11 protein-coding genes and 1 pseudogene are annotated in these 14,685 nt (G+C 73.3%); 6 read left to right on the top strand and 6 right to left on the bottom strand.

All coding sequences use genetic code 11. The features are described from left to right. Positions 1-404: 404 nt before the first annotated feature. Genes ECOMGDLI_RS22790 through ECOMGDLI_RS22775 form a run of 4 tightly spaced genes read right to left on the bottom strand, consistent with a single transcriptional unit; the run spans position 405 to position 4,331 of the window. A complete protein-coding gene (locus tag ECOMGDLI_RS22790; protein ID WP_088319146.1) occupies positions 405-1,676 on the bottom strand; it encodes an FAD-dependent monooxygenase in 1,272 nt (423 codons plus the stop codon). 29 nt (positions 1,677-1,705) lie between these two features. Further along, positions 1,706-2,353, bottom strand: a complete 648-nt coding sequence (locus ECOMGDLI_RS22785) for a maleylpyruvate isomerase family mycothiol-dependent enzyme (protein ID WP_088319145.1) — start codon at positions 2,351-2,353, stop codon at positions 1,706-1,708. Next, positions 2,350-3,195: a fumarylacetoacetate hydrolase family protein gene (locus ECOMGDLI_RS22780; RefSeq protein ID WP_088319144.1), complete on the bottom strand. Its 846-nt coding sequence runs from the start codon at positions 3,193-3,195 to the stop codon at positions 2,350-2,352. Before ECOMGDLI_RS22780 ends, ECOMGDLI_RS22785 begins: the two co-directional genes overlap by 4 nt. Beyond that, the gene (locus tag ECOMGDLI_RS22775) at positions 3,192-4,331 is read right to left on the bottom strand and encodes a cupin domain-containing protein (protein WP_088319143.1); all 1,140 of its coding nucleotides are present in this window, start codon (positions 4,329-4,331) and stop codon (positions 3,192-3,194) included. Before ECOMGDLI_RS22775 ends, ECOMGDLI_RS22780 begins: the two co-directional genes overlap by 4 nt. Before the next feature lie 74 nt (positions 4,332-4,405). Between ECOMGDLI_RS22775 and ECOMGDLI_RS22770 the strand changes: the two genes are divergently transcribed. The 5 genes from ECOMGDLI_RS22770 (at position 4,406) to ECOMGDLI_RS22750 (ending at position 11,570) form a co-directional block, all read left to right on the top strand. Then, entirely contained in the window at positions 4,406-5,179 is a 774-nt protein-coding gene (locus ECOMGDLI_RS22770) for an IclR family transcriptional regulator (protein WP_198955108.1), read from the top strand. 124 nt (positions 5,180-5,303) lie between these two features. After that, positions 5,304-6,020 (top strand): alpha/beta fold hydrolase, encoded by a 717-nt coding sequence (locus tag ECOMGDLI_RS22765; RefSeq protein ID WP_088319142.1) that lies wholly within the window; start codon positions 5,304-5,306, stop codon positions 6,018-6,020. Positions 6,021-6,128: 108 nt separating this feature from the next. Further along, positions 6,129-7,718: an FAD-dependent monooxygenase gene (locus tag ECOMGDLI_RS22760; protein ID WP_088319141.1), complete on the top strand. Its 1,590-nt coding sequence runs from the start codon at positions 6,129-6,131 to the stop codon at positions 7,716-7,718. Between the two features lie 50 nt (positions 7,719-7,768). After that, the gene (locus ECOMGDLI_RS22755) at positions 7,769-9,838 is read left to right on the top strand and encodes an acetate--CoA ligase family protein (RefSeq protein ID WP_198955107.1); all 2,070 of its coding nucleotides are present in this window, start codon (positions 7,769-7,771) and stop codon (positions 9,836-9,838) included. A gap of 46 nt (positions 9,839-9,884) precedes the next feature. Then, positions 9,885-11,570: a (2,3-dihydroxybenzoyl)adenylate synthase gene (locus ECOMGDLI_RS22750; RefSeq protein ID WP_088319140.1), complete on the top strand. Its 1,686-nt coding sequence runs from the start codon at positions 9,885-9,887 to the stop codon at positions 11,568-11,570. 12 nt (positions 11,571-11,582) lie between these two features. On the opposite strand, the gene ECOMGDLI_RS22745 is transcribed toward ECOMGDLI_RS22750, so the two are convergent. Next, positions 11,583-12,413 carry a PaaX family transcriptional regulator C-terminal domain-containing protein gene (locus tag ECOMGDLI_RS22745; RefSeq protein WP_088319287.1) on the bottom strand — a complete coding sequence of 277 codons (831 nt, stop codon included), beginning with the start codon at positions 12,411-12,413 and terminating at the stop codon, positions 11,583-11,585. A 17-nt stretch (positions 12,414-12,430) separates the two neighbouring features. Between ECOMGDLI_RS22745 and ECOMGDLI_RS22740 the strand changes: the two are divergent. Further along, a pseudogene (locus tag ECOMGDLI_RS22740) lies at positions 12,431-13,085 on the top strand (MMPL family transporter); the annotation flags it as partial. Between the two features lie 182 nt (positions 13,086-13,267). Here the strand turns inward: ECOMGDLI_RS22740 and ECOMGDLI_RS22735 are convergent. Then, positions 13,268-14,674: an FAD-binding oxidoreductase gene (locus ECOMGDLI_RS22735; RefSeq protein ID WP_088319139.1), complete on the bottom strand. Its 1,407-nt coding sequence runs from the start codon at positions 14,672-14,674 to the stop codon at positions 13,268-13,270. Positions 14,675-14,685 lie beyond the last annotated feature (11 nt).

Below are 14,685 nucleotides of genomic sequence, written 5' to 3'. Positions count from 1 at the left end.
GTGTCACAGATGGTGCATCAGGACCGTACGCCCGGTGACGATCCAGGATCGGACGAAAGGGGGTGAACTCGGCCGTTCTACCTACTCGCTCACTCGTTCGCCGGCGACGCCGTTCCTCCTCGGGAGCGAACACGCGGGCGGCCAAGGTGACGTCGCGGCAGCGGCTGTGAGTCGCCGCTGAATCCGGATCCCTGACCACGAAGGCGCCCGGTGCGCTGAGCTCAGCGCTCTTTGACAGTTGTCCCGTGCTCTGGTCTTGGCTGGGTGGTCGGGCTGGACCGTGTGGGTCGACCGCAACCTCTCGGCGTTCGCCGGCGTCACTCGGACTTCGCCGCTTCCTCGTGCCGGGTTGTCGGCCGGCGGACTACGGCATGCGGCGATGCAGGAGACGTGCGTCGCCGTGCCTACTTGCCAGTGACCCCGGGGACCTCGATGGAGGACAGTGCGACGGTCGTGTAAAGCGGCGGTTCCTGGGCCGGGGTCAGCGCGGTCGGGCCGTAGATCCAGTCGGTGAACGCGTAGTCGTACGTGTCTCGCGCGCGCAGGACGATGTTGCGTTGCTGCCGCTCCACGCCGTCGAGGTGCCAAAGCTCGCCCCAGGCGCGGCCCGTTGTCAGGACCCGCCGGCAGTGCTCCGGGCGGACAGCGTTGTACGCCGCCAGGGCGGCGTCCCAGTCGACGCCCGAGGACTCCGCCGTGCGGGTGGCGCACTGCTCGCCGACGTGCTCGGCGAGCACCCAGCCGTCCTCGATCGCCATGATGGCGCCCTGCGCCATGTACTGCAGCGGAGGGTGCGCGGCGTCACCGAGGAGTGCGATCCGGCCGAAGACCCAGCTCATGATCGGGTCCCGGTCGAACATCCGCCACCAGCGGTCGCGCCACATGAGAGGCAGACCCTTCTGGATCTGCGGGCACATGCCGTCGAACGCCGCGTCGAGCTCGTCGGGGGTGCCCCAGTCGTCCTGGCCGGCGAGGGCCTTGGGCGACTGGAAGACGGCGACCTGGTTGAGCATCTCGCCGCCGCGCAGCGGGTACTGGACGAAGTGGCAGCGAGGCCCGATGTAGACGACGACGTCCTTGTCGTGGACGTCGTTGCCCCGCACCTGCTCGAACGGGACCGCCGCCCGGTAGGCGACGTACGCCGAGTTGACCGGCTCGTCGCCGACGAGGGCGACCCGGGCGACGGAGTGCAGGCCGTCCGCGGCGAGCACGACCTCGGCGGTGTCCTTGGTCCCGTCGGTGAAGGTGACCCTCGCCGCGCCGTCGAGCGTCTCGTACCCGACGCACTGTCGGCCGGTGACGAGCTCGACGCCGAGCGCCCGGCAGGCGCGCAGGAACATCCCGTGCAGGTCGCTGCGGTGGATGACCATGTACGGGTAGCCGTAGGTCTTCTCGAGGTCGAGCAGGTCGAGCCGGGTCAGCTCCGAGCCGTCCGTGGCGTCCTTCATGACCATCGCCTCAGGCAGGACGCCGAGCGACTTTGCCTCGTCAAGGAGGCCGTAGTCGTCGAGGATGCGCGTGCAGTTGGGGCCGATCTGCAGGCCTGCGCCGACCTCGCCGAACTCCGCGGCCCGCTCGTAGAGTCGGACCCGGATCCCCTTGCGGGACAGGGCAGCCGCGGCCGAGAGGCCGCCGATACCGCCGCCGATGACAATGACGTCCGGGCGATCGTTCATGACAAGTCCTTCTTCGTGAACTGGGAGAGTCACAGCCAAGGGGAGGGAGCGGGAGCGGGAGCGCCATCCGTGGTCGTGACCCCGGAGGTGCCGCGGCCGGCCAGGTACGCAGTGACGTCGGGGAGGGAACCAGCGAGTTCACCGACCGGCTCACCCGCGCCGGAACGCTTGGCGCGGATCTCTTCGCCGAGCGTGGTGAGGAAGGGCTCGGGCAGGTCCGCGAAGGTCACTCCGGTGCCGAGGTCGGCGGCGTGGACGAGGACTTCGCGGGCGCGCATCCAAGGGATCTGGGAGGCCGGGACGGTGCGGCCCTGGGCGGTGACGATCTCAGCGGCCCAGGCGGCCTCCGGCATAGCGGCGAGGGCGTCGTCGAGGCGGGCGGCGGAGGTGGTGAACCAGTGCGCGAGGTCGGCGCCGGGTCGAAGTGTGCCGGCCTCGATGTCGGCGTTTCGCTGTTCGGGGGAGGAGTACATCGGGGTGCGTTCGCCGGTGGTCGCCCAGTGCAGCAGGCGCATGAGGGCCTCGGCGTTGGCGGCGAGGTGGGTGACGAGGTGCTTGCGGGTCCACCCCGGAAGCGCCGAGGGCGCGGCGAAGGCGGCTTCGTCGAGGCCGGCGATGGCGTCGGCGCAGAGCGTCGTGCCGGCGGCGACGAACGCGAGCGTCTCGGTGTGCGTCATGCGGTCACGTCCGCGACGACGTGGTTCTTGAGCCGGCCGATGCCCTCGATCTCGGTGACGAGGACCTCGCCGCCGGCGAGGTAGAGCGGGGGTTTGCGGGCGTGGCCGACGCCGCCGGGGGTGCCGGTCGCGATGACGTCGCCGGGGTTGAGCCGGACCATCGTGGACACGTAGCGGACGAGGTCGACGGGGTCGAAGAGCAGGTCGGCGGTGGTGTCGGACTGCATGACGACGCCGTCGACCGTGCAGGTGACCTTGAGTGCGGGGCGGACGCTGCCGACCTCGTCAGGAGTGACGAGCCAAGGTCCGAGCGGGGTGGTGGAGTCCCAGTTCTTGCCCTGCAGCCACTCCCGGGTGCGGAACTGCCAGTCCCGGCAGGTGACGTCGTTGAGGATGGTGAACCCGGCGATCGCCGCGGCCGCGGCCTCCTCGTCGGCGCGGCGGACCGGGGCGGCGTCCGGGGGGCCGATGACGGCGGCGAGCTCGACCTCCCAGTCGAACTCCGTCGTCTCGGGCGGGCGGACGACGTCGTCGGTCGCCCCGACGAGGCAGTCGGCGAACTTGGAGAACAGGGTCGGGTGCTCGGGCAGGTCCCGCCCCATCTCCTGGATGTGGTTGCGGTAGTTGAGCCCGACGCACACGACTTTGGACGGTGCGGGGACGACGGGCGCGAACCTCACGCCGTCCGCGGCTTGGGCCGGGCCGTCCTGCCCGGCGGCGGCCTGCCAGCCGGGCGTCGCGAGGAGCGCACCAACGTCGCTGAAGGGCAGCTCGACGAGGGTGTCGCCCTCGACCCGGACGGCCGCCGTCCGGTGCGCGAGGCGAGCGGTGGCGAGCTTCACGAGTGGTCCTCCACGGTGGACTTGAAGAGGTTGAGGCGTTCGAGGATCGGCGCGTCGCTGAACTGGAACAGGTCGAGCGCGCCGGAGTCGGAGTCGGACGCCGAGGCCTGGGAGACGACGGAGAACGGCTGCCAGGACGGGACGACGAACAGGTCGCCGCGGGTGACGGACCAGGCGTGGTCGCCGACGGTGACCCGGCCGGAGCCGTCGAACACCTGGTAGACCGACGACCCGGTCTCGCGCCGCGGCGCGGTCTGGGTGCCGGGGGTGACCCGGTGGAACTGGGTGCGGATCGTCGGCAGGACGTCGCCGCCGTTGGTGGGGTTGGTGAACCGGACGAGCGCGTGCCCGGGCTCGACGACGCCTGGGAAGCCCTCGCGCTCGAGGTCGAGCTGGTCGACGAGGGCGGCGTCGGTGTCGACCCAGCGGTAGGCGAGCAGCGGGCTGCCGGGCAACGACCCGAGCTGCGACACCGGGGCGATCCCCGGGTGGCCCCAGAGACGCTCGGCCCGGGAGCGGTCCGGCGTCGCGTGCTCTGCCTCGGAGATCGTGTCGCGCCCGAAGTCGAAGAACTGGCTCTCCACCTCGTACTGGAACGGGATGTCGAGGCCGTCGATCCACGCCATCGGCGTCGACGCCGCGTTGTGGTGGGCGTGCCAGTGCATCCCGGCCTGGGGCAGGAAGTCCCCGCGGCGCATCGGGACCGGGTCGCGCTCGACGACGGTCCAGACGCCCTCGCCCTCGACGACGAACCGGAACGCGTTCTGGGTGTGCCGGTGCTCGGGGGCGTCCTCGCCGGGCATGAGGTACTGGATCGCGGCCCACAGCGTCGGCGTCGCGTACGGGCGGCCGCCCAGGCTCGGGTTCGCCAGCGCGATCGCCCGGCGTTCGCCGCCGCGACCGACTGGCACGAGCTCGCCGGCCTTCCCGGCGAGCTCGACCAGGGTCGTCCACTCCCACAGGTGCGGGGTGGCCTTCGAGGCCGGCTGGTGCGGCATGAGCCCGCCGATCTCGGTCCACAGCGGGACGAGCAGAGCCTTCTCGAAGCCCCGGTACAGGTCCTCCAGCTCCGGCGTCACCGGCGGCTGGTCCGGACCCTCCTTCGCGACGACGGTGAACGGCGAGGTGTCGGTCATGGCTCGATGGTCACCCGCCCGGCGCGGAGCGGAACATAGGATTCTGCACAGCAGAATCAACTCCCGGAGGTCTGATGGCGCGCGCGTCGGTCCCCATGAAGACCCCGCCCACCTACGGGGCCACGAGCGTCGACCACGCCCTGCGGCTCGCCGTCGTCCTGCAGGTCGAGGGACCGCTCACCGTCTCGGCCGCGGCGGACCGGCTCGGCGTCGCCCGCTCGACGGCGCACCGGCTGCTGCAGGCGCTGGTGTACCGGGACTTCGCCGTCCAGGACGAGGACCGGGCGTACCGGGCCGGCCCGATCCTCGAGCTCTCGAGCCGTTCCCCCTCGGACGTCGCCCGGCTGCGTGCTGCGGCGTCGGAGCCGATGCGGGTCCTCGTCGACACGCTCGGCGAGACGTGCAACCTCTCCGTCCGGATCGGCACCACGATCCGGTTCATCGCCTCCGTCGAGTGCGACCAGGCGCTGCGGGTCGGCAGCCGGGAAGGCATGGTCTTCCCCGCGCACATGGTGACGGGCGGGCTCGTCCTGCTGGCCGCGCTCAGCCCGGAGCGCGTCGACGCGCTCTACGGTGCCGACCGCTTCGCCGACCGCCCGGACGAGATGCCGGATCTGCGTCGGCTGCATGCCGACCTGCGCGCGGTCAGGCGAACGGGCATCGCCCTCAACCTCGGACGTTCCGAGCGCGGCCTGGCCGCCGTCGGTCGGGCCGTTCTCGACGCGGACGGTGATGCGGTGGCCGCGGTGTCGGTGTCCATGCCGACGGTGCGCTACCGCAAGGAGCGCATGCCCGATCTCGTCGCCGCACTCGGCGTTGCCGCGGATGCCGTGACCGACGGACTGTGACGCGCAGGCACCGGATCCCGCCACCCGACGGGGTCTTGCGGCGATGCGGTTCATGTGTCAATGTGGCGCGGCGCGGCAGGAGAATGAAACATAATGGTAGGCCGGCAGACCCAGAGGAGTGACCATGTCCCAGCCTTTCGTCCTCGTCACAGGCGCCTGGCACGGCGGCTGGGCTTGGCACGCGGTTGCCGAGCACCTGCGTGCCGCGGGCCACCCGGTGTACGCCCCGACGCTCCCGGGCCTGTCGGACGGCGACGACCCGACCCGCTTCTCCCTCGCCGACGTCGTCCGTTCCGTCGTCGAACTGGTCGAGGGCGAGGACCTGCGCGACGTGACGCTCGTCGGGCACAGCTGGGGCGGCTACCCCATCACGGGTGCAGCTCCGGCGCTCGCCGGCCGCCTGCGCAAGCTCGTCTACTGGAGCGCGTTCGTCCCTGCCGCGGGACGCAGCCTGTACGACGAGGTCCCGCCGCAGTACCAGGAGCTCTTCGGGATGCTCGCCGGAGCGTCGGGCAACAACAGCGTCTCGTTGCCCTACGAGGTCTGGCAGGCGGCCTTCATGAACGACGCCTCGGAGGAGACCCAGCGGATCGTCCATTCGCTCATGGTCCCGCAGCCGTACCAGTACTTCACCCAGACGGTCGAGCCGATCGACCCGGCGACGCTCGGCGTCCCGGTCGCGTACGTGCTCAGCGAGCAGGACGTCGCTCTGCCGCCGGGGGAGTACGGCTGGGCCCGTTTCGCCGACCGGCTCGGTGTCGTCGCGCAGGCGGCGCCCGGCAGCCACGAGGCGTGCTTCACCCAGCCCGAGGCGCTGGCCAAGGCCCTCCTCGCGGCCTGACACGCACGGCACTGCAGGCCCTCGTCCGATCGTGGCGCCCGCTTCCGAGATGTGTCTGGCGAATGCCGGACGACCCGAGAGTGACACGTGGTGGTTGAGGAGTGGTCGATGAAGATCGCGGTGCTCGGCGGCGGCCCCGGCGGCCTGTTCCTGGCGGCCCTGGCGAAGTCCTCGGACCCCTCCCGTGAGGTCACCGTCTTCGAGCGGAACCAGGCCGACGACACCTTCGGCTTCGGCGTCGTGTTCTCCGACGCCACGCTCGCCGGCATCCACGACGCCGACCCGGTCCTGCGGGACGCCCTCACCGATCACGGTGTGCACTGGGACCGGATCGAGGTCCGGCTGCATGGTGAGCGCCTGGGATGCGGCGGCAACGGGATGGCAGCCGTCGAGCGCCGCACGCTGCTGCGCCTCATGCAGGAGCGCGCCAGGCAGGCCGGGGTCGACGTCCGCTTCTCGACCGCCGCTGACCCGGACGACCTGCTCGCCGGCGGCTACGACCTCGTCGTGGCCGCCGACGGCGCCAACTCGCGGCTGCGCGAGAAGTTCGCCGACGTCTTCGAGCCCTCGATCGAGACCGCCGCGGTGAAGTTCATCTGGCTCGGCACGACCTACCCCTACGACGGCCTCACGTTCGTCCACGAACGCGGCCCGCACGGCGTCTTCGCCGTCCACGGGTACCCGATCGGCGGTGGCGTCTCGACGTTCATCGTCGAGACCGACGAGGAGTCCTGGCGGGCCGCCGGCCTCGACGAGTTCGACACCGCCCAGCCCCCCGGCCCGAGCGACGAGAACTCCCGGGCCTACCTGCGCGACCTGTTCGCCGGCCAGCTCGACGGGCACGATCTGCTCGTCAACAACTCCCGGTGGGCCGACTTCCGGACCCGGCGGGCGGCCCGCTGGTACCACCGGGTCGGCGGTACGGCCGTCGCGATCCTCGGCGATGCCGCGCACACCGCCCACTTCTCCGTCGGCTCCGGCACGAAGATGGCGATGGAGGACGCGATCGAGCTCGTCGCCGCGCTCGACGCCCAGCCCGGCACCCCCGAGGGGATCGACGCCGCGCTCGCGACCTACCAGCAGGTCCGCCAGCCCCAGGTCGCGAAGATCCAGGGCTCGGCCCGGCCCAGCCTGTCCTGGTGGGAGCACTTCGGCCGCACCTACGACACGCTGCCGCCGTGGCAGTTCGCCTACCACTTCTTCACCCGCTCGCTGACCGACGCCCGGCTGCGCCGCCGGGACGCGACCTTCGTCGACGCCACCCACGAGCGCTGGCTCGCCGAGCACGGTGGCCCGGTGCTCGACAGCGGCGCGATCGTGGCGGGCCGGGTCGTCCCCGGCCGCGTCGTCCCCGTCGACGACGTCGCGGTGCACCTGACCGGGGACTCGCCGCTGCCGCTGCGCACCGAGCCGGCCGGGGACGGCGACTGGGCGCTGCAGGTCGACGCGCCGCAGTCCGAGGCGGACCTCCCGCCGGTTCTCGAGGCAGTCGCCAAGGGCCTCGCCGCCGGGCCGGTGCTCGTCGCCGTCCGCGGCGGCAACGCCCTGACCCGGCGACTCGTCTGCGAGGAGGCACGTCTCGGCCACGGCGCCACCACGCTCCTGGTCCCCGAGGTCTTCGACGCGGACGCCGCGGTGACCGAGGTGCTCTCCGGGCGGGCCGACCTCGTCGGGACCGGGCTGCCGGGGACTCCGTGACGGCCGACCTGCGCGTGGCGCAGACGGGCTCGGACACACCTCGGACGCCAGTGGACGAACGGCTCCGGCCGCTGTTCGCGCCACGCGGCGTCGCTGTCGTCGGCGCCTCCCGTGACGCCTCCAAGCTCGGGGCCGTCATGGCGCGCTCGCTGCGCGGGTTCGGCGGACCCGTGGTCGGCGTCAACCCGCGCGACCCCGACCCCGCCGCCGGCCGGTTCGCGACGGTCGTCGACGCCGCGCAGGCGGTCGACGCCCCGCTCGACCTCGCGGTGCTCTGCGTCCCGGCGGCCGCCAGCGCCGCGGCACTGCGCGACGCCGCCGCCGGCGGCGCCCGGGCCGCGCTGGTCTGCTCCGGCGGGTACGCCGAAGCCGGCGGTGCGGGCATCGGCCACCAGCAGGACCTGCTCGCCGCGGCCTCGGACTGCGGCATCGTCCTGCTGGGCCCCAACACCTCCGGGTTCGTCGTCCCCAGGGACCGGCTCACGGCGTCCTTCGTGCCCGGCGCGGCATCGGTCCCGGCCGGCCCGGTCGCCGTCGTGGCGGCCAGCGGCGGGGTCAACCACGCGCTCGCGTTCATGCTCGCCGACGCCGGGGTCGGTGTCTCGCTCGCCGTCGGGCTCGGCAACGCGGTCGACGTCTCCACTCCTGACGTCCTGCGCTTCCTCGTCGACGACGCCGCAACCCGGGCCGTCGCCCTGCACGTCGAGTCCGTCGCGGACGGACCGGCGCTCGCCGCCGCGGTGCGCGCGCTCGCCGGGCGCGTGCCGGTCGTCGCGCTCGTCGTCGGCCGCAACGACGTCGCCGACTTCGCCCGCTCCCACACCGGTGCGCTTGCCACGTCCTGGCGCGTGACCCGGGCCGCGCTGCGCCAGGCGGGTGCCGTCCTCGTGGACGACGAGCGCGCCCTCGTCGACGCGGTGACGGCCCTGTCCGCGCTGCGCCTGCCGCCGACCCGGGCCGCCGGGGTCGCGGTCGTCACCGGCCAGGCCGGCCCGGGGCTGCTGCACACCGACGGCCTGCGCGGCCGGGGAATCGCCGTCCCGACGCTCGCGGAAGCCACGCAGCGACGGCTCGGCGAGCTGCTGCCTCCCCTGACCTACCAGGCGAACCCGGTCGACACCGGCCGCCCCGGGCCCAGCTTCGACGACGTGCTCCGCGCCGTCGCAGCCGATCCCGCCGTCGACCTCCTCAGCGTGTACGCCCTGTCGGAGCCGGACAGCCTCGACCTGCAGGCCGTCTTCGCCCGCACCGGCCCCCTGCCCGCCGTCGTCGCCACCGGCGGTCCGCCGGACCAGGTCACCGAGGCCCGCGACGCCCTGCGGTCCCGGGACGTCCCCGTGCTCGGCAGCCCCACCGCGCTGACGAACGCCGTCACCGCCCTCGTCGACGACGCGGCGGCGCAGCACCGCGCCGCCCGCCGCCGAGCCGGCGACGCCGGACCCGTTCCGGCACAGGCGATCGACGTGCCGGCGGCCGGCCCCGGCGACGACGCCCTCGACGAGCACGACGCGAAGACCCTGCTCGGCCGGCTCGGCATCGCGACCCCGGCCCGACGGGCCTGCGCCGACCGCGACGCCGCCCGCGCAGCGCTGCGCGACCTCGGCGGCGCGGTCGCCGTCAAGCTGCTCGACGCGGCCGTGACGCACAAGAGCGACGTCGGGGGCGTCGTCCTCGGCGTCCGGGACGACGCACAGCTCGAGGCGGCCCTCGACGCCGTCGAGGCCGCCGCCGGCGCCCGGCGGTACCTCGTCGAGGCAATGGCCCCGCCGGGGCTCGACCTCATCGTCGGCGCCGCCCGGGACGCGGTCTTCGGGCCCGTCGTCCTCGTCGGTCTCGGCGGTGTCGTCGCCGAGGCGCTCGCGGACGTCGCGACCGCGCCTGCCCCGCTGCCGCCCGACGAGGCGGCCGAGCTCCTCGACGACGTCGCCGCCCAGGCGCTCCTCGACGGCTTCCGCGGCGGCCCGGTCGTCGACCGGGCCGCGGTCGGTGCCGTCGTCGCCGCCCTCGGCGACCTGCTCCGCGCACATCCGGAGATCGAGTCCGTCGAGGTCAACCCGCTACGGGCCACGGCCGACGGCCTGCTGGCCCTCGACGCCGTCGTCGTCCTCGCGCGGCCCTGACCGACGGCCGGCCGCAGCAGACATCCAGCACAGGAAGGTGCACGAGATGGGCGAGTCCACCACCGCCGTCAGCCCGATCGCGGACGGCGTCGTGCCGTGGCCGCAGGACGTCGCGGCGGAGTACGTCGCCCGCGGCTGGTGGCGCGGCGTGTCCTTCGGGCACGAGCTGTGGGCCGTCGCCGACCAGGCTCCCGAGCGCGTCGCGCTCGTCGACGGCGACGTCCGGCTCGGCTACGCCCAGCTCGTCGCCCGGTCCGACGCCCTCGCCGCTCGGCTTCTCGACGACCTCGGTCTCGAACGCGGCGACCGGATCGTCGTCCAGCTGCCCAACTGCTGGCAGTTCGTCGTCCTCACCCTGGCGTGCCTGCGCAGCGGGATCGTGCCCGTCATGGCACTGCCGGCGCACCGCCACCACGAGCTCAGCTACCTCGTGCAGCACAGCCAGGCGCGGGCCATCGCCGTCCCCGGCGCGCTGCGCGGGTTCGACCACCGGGCGATGGCGGCCGACCTGGCCGCCGCATCCCCGGTCCTCGAACACCTCCTCGTCGTCGCCGACGACGTCCGCGACGGGTCGAGCGACCTCACCGCGCTGGCCGCCGAACCCTCGCCGGACGAGGCCGCCGGGCTCCGTGCCCGCTGGGACGCCGCCCCGCCGGACTCGCGCGACGTCGCGGTCTTCCTGCTCTCCGGCGGGACCACCGGGCTGCCCAAGCTCATCGCCCGCACCCACGACGACTACGTCTACAACGCCCGGCGCAGCGCGCAGGTGAGCGGGTTCGACGCCTCCACGGTGTACCTCGTCGCCCTGCCCGCCTCGCACAACTTCCCGCTCGCGTGCCCCGGGATCCTCGGGACGTACCTCAACGGCGGCCGCGTCGTCATGCTCGCCTCGCCGGAGCCGGAGCGGGCCTTCGCGGTCGTCGATGCCGAAGGCGTGACCGTGACCGCCGCCGTCCCGGCCGTCGCGCAGCGCTGGCTCCACCACGCCGAGGAGCACGGCGCCGGCCAGCTGCGCACGCTGGCCGTGCTCCAGGTCGGCGGCGCGCGGCTCGCCGACGAGGTCGCGCGGCAGATCGGCCCGCGGCTCGGCGCCCGCCTGCAGCAGGTCTTCGGGATGGCCGAGGGGCTGCTCAACTACACCCGCCTCGACGACCCGGACGACGTTGTCTGCACCACTCAGGGGCGACCGATGAGCGACGGCGACGAGGTCCGGCTCGTCGACGAGCTCGACCGGGACGTCCCGGCAGGCACGCCCGGCTCGCTCCTCACCCGCGGGCCCTACACGCCCCGTGGCTACTACCGGGCGCCCGAGCAGAACGCCCGCGCGTTCACCCCGGACGGCTGGTACCGGTCGGGGGACGTCTGCCGGCTCACGCCCGAGGGCAACCTCGTCGTCGAGGGCCGGGACAAGGACATGATCAACCGTGGCGGCGAGAAGATCAGCGCCGAGGAGGTCGAGAACCTGGCCTACCTGCTCCCGCAGGTCGCGCAGGTCGCGGCCGTCGCGATGCCCGACCCGGAGCTGGGCGAGAAGGTCTGCCTGTACGCAGTCCTCAAGCCCGGGGCGACGCTCACCCTCGAGCAGGTCCGTGCGGCCATGGCCGCCGAGCAGGTGGCGAAGTACAAGTGGCCCGAACGCCTCGAGGTCGTCGACGAGCTCCTCTCGACGAAGGTCGGGAAGATCGACAAGAAGGCGCTGCGGGCGGACGTCGCCGCCCGCCTCGGGTCCTGAGGCCGGCCCCGGTCAGGTCGCCGGAGGGTCCGGCTCCGGAAGGTCGCGCCCGATGACCGCGCCGACGTACTGGCGTGCTGCCGGGCCGAGCGCGCTGTGGACCGTCCGGAACAGCTGGTACGCCTCCACACCGGGCCAGGGCTCGGGACGCAGCTCCGAGGGCAGCCGCGGGTCACGGAACGGGAAGTGCCGGTAGGTGCCGATCACCTCCGTCCTCGCGACCAGCGCCTCGGCGCCGGTCAGCTTCGTGGCGGCCCTGACCAGTCGCTGGTGATCCCGCACGAACTCGCTGTACTCCGCCGCGAGGGCGTCGAGGTCCCAGCAGCGCCGCGCCAGGTCCCGGTCGTGCTCCAGGCCCTCCGAGCTGCAGGCGAGGATGTCGACGCGCTCACCGGTGAGCAACGGGTCGACGAAGGCCCGGGCCTCCTTGCGCCGATCGCCCGGCGCCAGCCAGGTGGCTGCGGACAACGGGCCGAAGCCGTGCCACGCCAACGTCTTGCGCAGCTCGTTGCGCTCCTGCCGCTCGGACTCGGTCATCTGGTAGATGACCATCGTCCAGCGTCCCGACCACTCGGTCACCGGCTGCGCGAAGATTCGCGCGCGCCCCTCGTCGAGGACGTCGAGCATCCCCGGGGTGAGCCGGTAGAGCGTCTCGCGACCCACGCGTTCGGTCTCGAACCAGCCGTCTCGGCGCAGCCGCGACAGCGTCACCCGAACCGTCGGGGCGCCGACGTCGAACGCCTCGAGCAGCGTCGCGAGGTGGCCGAGGCGCACCTCTCCGTCGGCGTACCGGAGATAGTCGCCGAACAGGTCGAGGATCAGCCCGCGAGGTCGGTGCGCCATGGCGCCCATCATGGCGTGCGTCCTCGCCGGTGCTCAGCCTCCTGCCGATCATCGTCACCGGCGTGCTGTACGGACTGGCCATGGACTACGAGGTCTTCCTGGTCTCCTCCGTCAAGGGAGGCCCACGTCCACGGCTACCACGGGACGAGGCGATCACCCACGGCTTCGACCAGGCCGCTCGGGTCGTCGCCGCAGCGGCGATCATGCCCTCGGTCTTCGCCGCGGTTCGTCACCAACTCCGACCCGATGATCAAGCAGATCGGCTTCGCGCTCGCCGCGGGGACCCTCGTCGACGCCTTCCTCGTCAGGATGACTCTCGTGCCCGCGGCGATGGCCGTGGTCGGCGACCTCGCGTGGTGGCTCCCCCGCTCCCTGCAGCGACTGCTGCCGGACCTCGACATCGAGGGTGACGGGCTCACCGCCACGCTCGAGGAGGTGCGCCGGGCAGGCTTCGCCCGCTCGATCGAGGAGTACGAGGTCGGCCTGTCGTCGGTGGCGGCTCCGGTCATGGTGGACCAGGGCGGCGCCGAACTGCTCGCAGTGGCGGCGATCTCGGTGGCCGGCCCATCGTCGCGGCTGAACGGCCGCGGCTCCGTCGTCTCCGCACGCGTCGTCGAGTCCGCTCGGCGGTTGACGCGTCGTCTGGAGCAAGCGCTCCAGGCCACCCCCTGAACACTGACCGCCCGCGCCACGCAGGACGATCGGGATCGGACGACCTGCCTGCGCACAGCGGATCGATCCGACACGCGGACCGATCCAGCGTTGCGGCACCCCAGCGAGCGCGAGCAGGCGCCGTGACCAACGCCGACGAGACCGTCCTCGACGTCAACCCCCCTGTGGCTCATCGGCCCTGCTCAACGCGCAGTCCCCTCGCTCGGGGTTCGGAAGACCTTGCCGGGGTTGAGGACGCCGTGGGGGTCCAGGGCGGCCTTGACCGCGCGGTGCATGTCCAGGACGGCGGGGGAGACCTCAGCTGCCAGCCCGTCGCGCTTGAGCAGGCCGACGCCGTGCTCGCCGGTGACCGTGCCGCCCATCTCCAGGGCCGCGTCGATGATCTCGTGGAAAGCCTGCAGGGCGCGGTCGCGGGCGTCGTCGTCGCCGGGTGGGGTGGACAGCAGCGGGTGCAGGTTGCCGTCGCCGGCGTGCGCGATGTTGGCGATGCGCACGTCGTGCGCCGCGCCGATGGCCTCGATGCGGGCCAGCATGGCGGGGACGGCGGCCTTGGGCACGCAGACGTCCTCGGTCAGCAGCGGGCCCAGCCGCTCCAGCGCGGGGTAGGCGAGCCTGCGGGCGGCGAACAGCGCGTCGGCCTCCTCGGGGTCGGTGCTCACCGCGGCCCAGGACGCGCCGCCGGCCTCGAAGGCGGTCAGCAGCGCCTCCGCCTCGGTGTCCCCGGCGGCACCGGGGGTGTCCACGCGGCCGAGCAGCACGACCTCGGCGTCGGCGGACAGGCCCATGTTCTTCCAGGCGTCGACGGCGGCCAGGCAGTGCCGGTCGACCAGCTCCAGCGCCGAGGGCGTCAGGCCCGCGGCGGCGACGGCGGTGACCGCCTCGCCGGCGGCGACGACGGAGTCGAAGTAGCCGGCGACCGTGCGTTCGGGGTCGCGCAGCGGCCGCAGCCTCACGGTGACCTCGGTGATGATGCCCAGCGTGCCCTCGCTGCCGACCAGCAGGCCGGTGAGGTCGTAGCCGGCCACGCCCTTCGCCGTGCGGCGGCCGAGCCGGACCAGCTCGCCGGTGCCGGTGACCACCTGCAGGCCCAGGACGTAGTCGCGGGTGACGCCGTACTTCACGCAGCACACGCCGCCCGCGTTGGTGGCCACGTTGCCGCCGATGGTCGACCAGGGGGAGGACGCCGGGTCCGGCGGGTACCAGAGGCCGTGCCGGGCGACGTGCTCGCGCAGGTGGTCGTTGACCACGCCGGGCTGGACGACGGCGAACCGCTCGAGCTCGTCGACCTCCAGCACCGCGTCCATCGCCTCCAGGGAGACGACCACGGCGCCGGCGGTGGCGTTGGCCCCGCCGGACAGCCCGGTGCCCGCCCCGCGCGGCACGACCGGGACCCGGTGCTCGATGCAGGCCCGGACGACGGCCTGCACCTCCTCGGCGCTGCGGGCCCGGACGACCGCGGCGGGCAGCTCCCACGGCGCCCACTCGGCCTCGTCGTGGGCATAGGAGGCCAGCACGTCGGAGTCGGTGACCAGCCGGTCGGCCGGCAGCACCTCGCTCAGCGCGGTGACGACGTCGGCGGAGCCGGTCATGCGGCGTCCTC

Origin of the sequence: Kineosporia sp. R_H_3, assembly GCF_002198675.1 — a bacterium.
Taxonomy (GTDB): Bacteria; Actinomycetota; Actinomycetes; order Actinomycetales; family Kineosporiaceae; genus R-H-3.
The sequence above is the reverse complement of the archived record's forward strand: the minus strand, read 5'-3'. Positions and strand labels throughout refer to the sequence as shown.

Bases quoted from the DNA above. Each gene is read 5' to 3' on its own strand.
- ECOMGDLI_RS22790 (WP_088319146.1), bottom strand. From the start codon at position 1,676: ATGAACGATCGCCCGGACGTCATTGTCATCGGCGGCGGTATCGGCGGC.
- ECOMGDLI_RS22785 (WP_088319145.1), bottom strand. From the start codon at position 2,353: ATGACGCACACCGAGACGCTCGCGTTCGTCGCCGCCGGCACGACGCTC.
- ECOMGDLI_RS22775 (WP_088319143.1), bottom strand. From the start codon at position 4,331: ATGACCGACACCTCGCCGTTCACCGTCGTCGCGAAGGAGGGTCCGGAC.
- ECOMGDLI_RS22770 (WP_198955108.1), top strand. From the start codon at position 4,406: ATGGCGCGCGCGTCGGTCCCCATGAAGACCCCGCCCACCTACGGGGCC.
- ECOMGDLI_RS22765 (WP_088319142.1), top strand. From the start codon at position 5,304: ATGTCCCAGCCTTTCGTCCTCGTCACAGGCGCCTGGCACGGCGGCTGG.
- ECOMGDLI_RS22760 (WP_088319141.1), top strand. From the start codon at position 6,129: ATGAAGATCGCGGTGCTCGGCGGCGGCCCCGGCGGCCTGTTCCTGGCG.
- ECOMGDLI_RS22750 (WP_088319140.1), top strand. From the start codon at position 9,885: ATGGGCGAGTCCACCACCGCCGTCAGCCCGATCGCGGACGGCGTCGTG.
- ECOMGDLI_RS22745 (WP_088319287.1), bottom strand. From the start codon at position 12,413: ATGGCGCACCGACCTCGCGGGCTGATCCTCGACCTGTTCGGCGACTAT.
- ECOMGDLI_RS22735 (WP_088319139.1), bottom strand. From the start codon at position 14,674: ATGACCGGCTCCGCCGACGTCGTCACCGCGCTGAGCGAGGTGCTGCCG.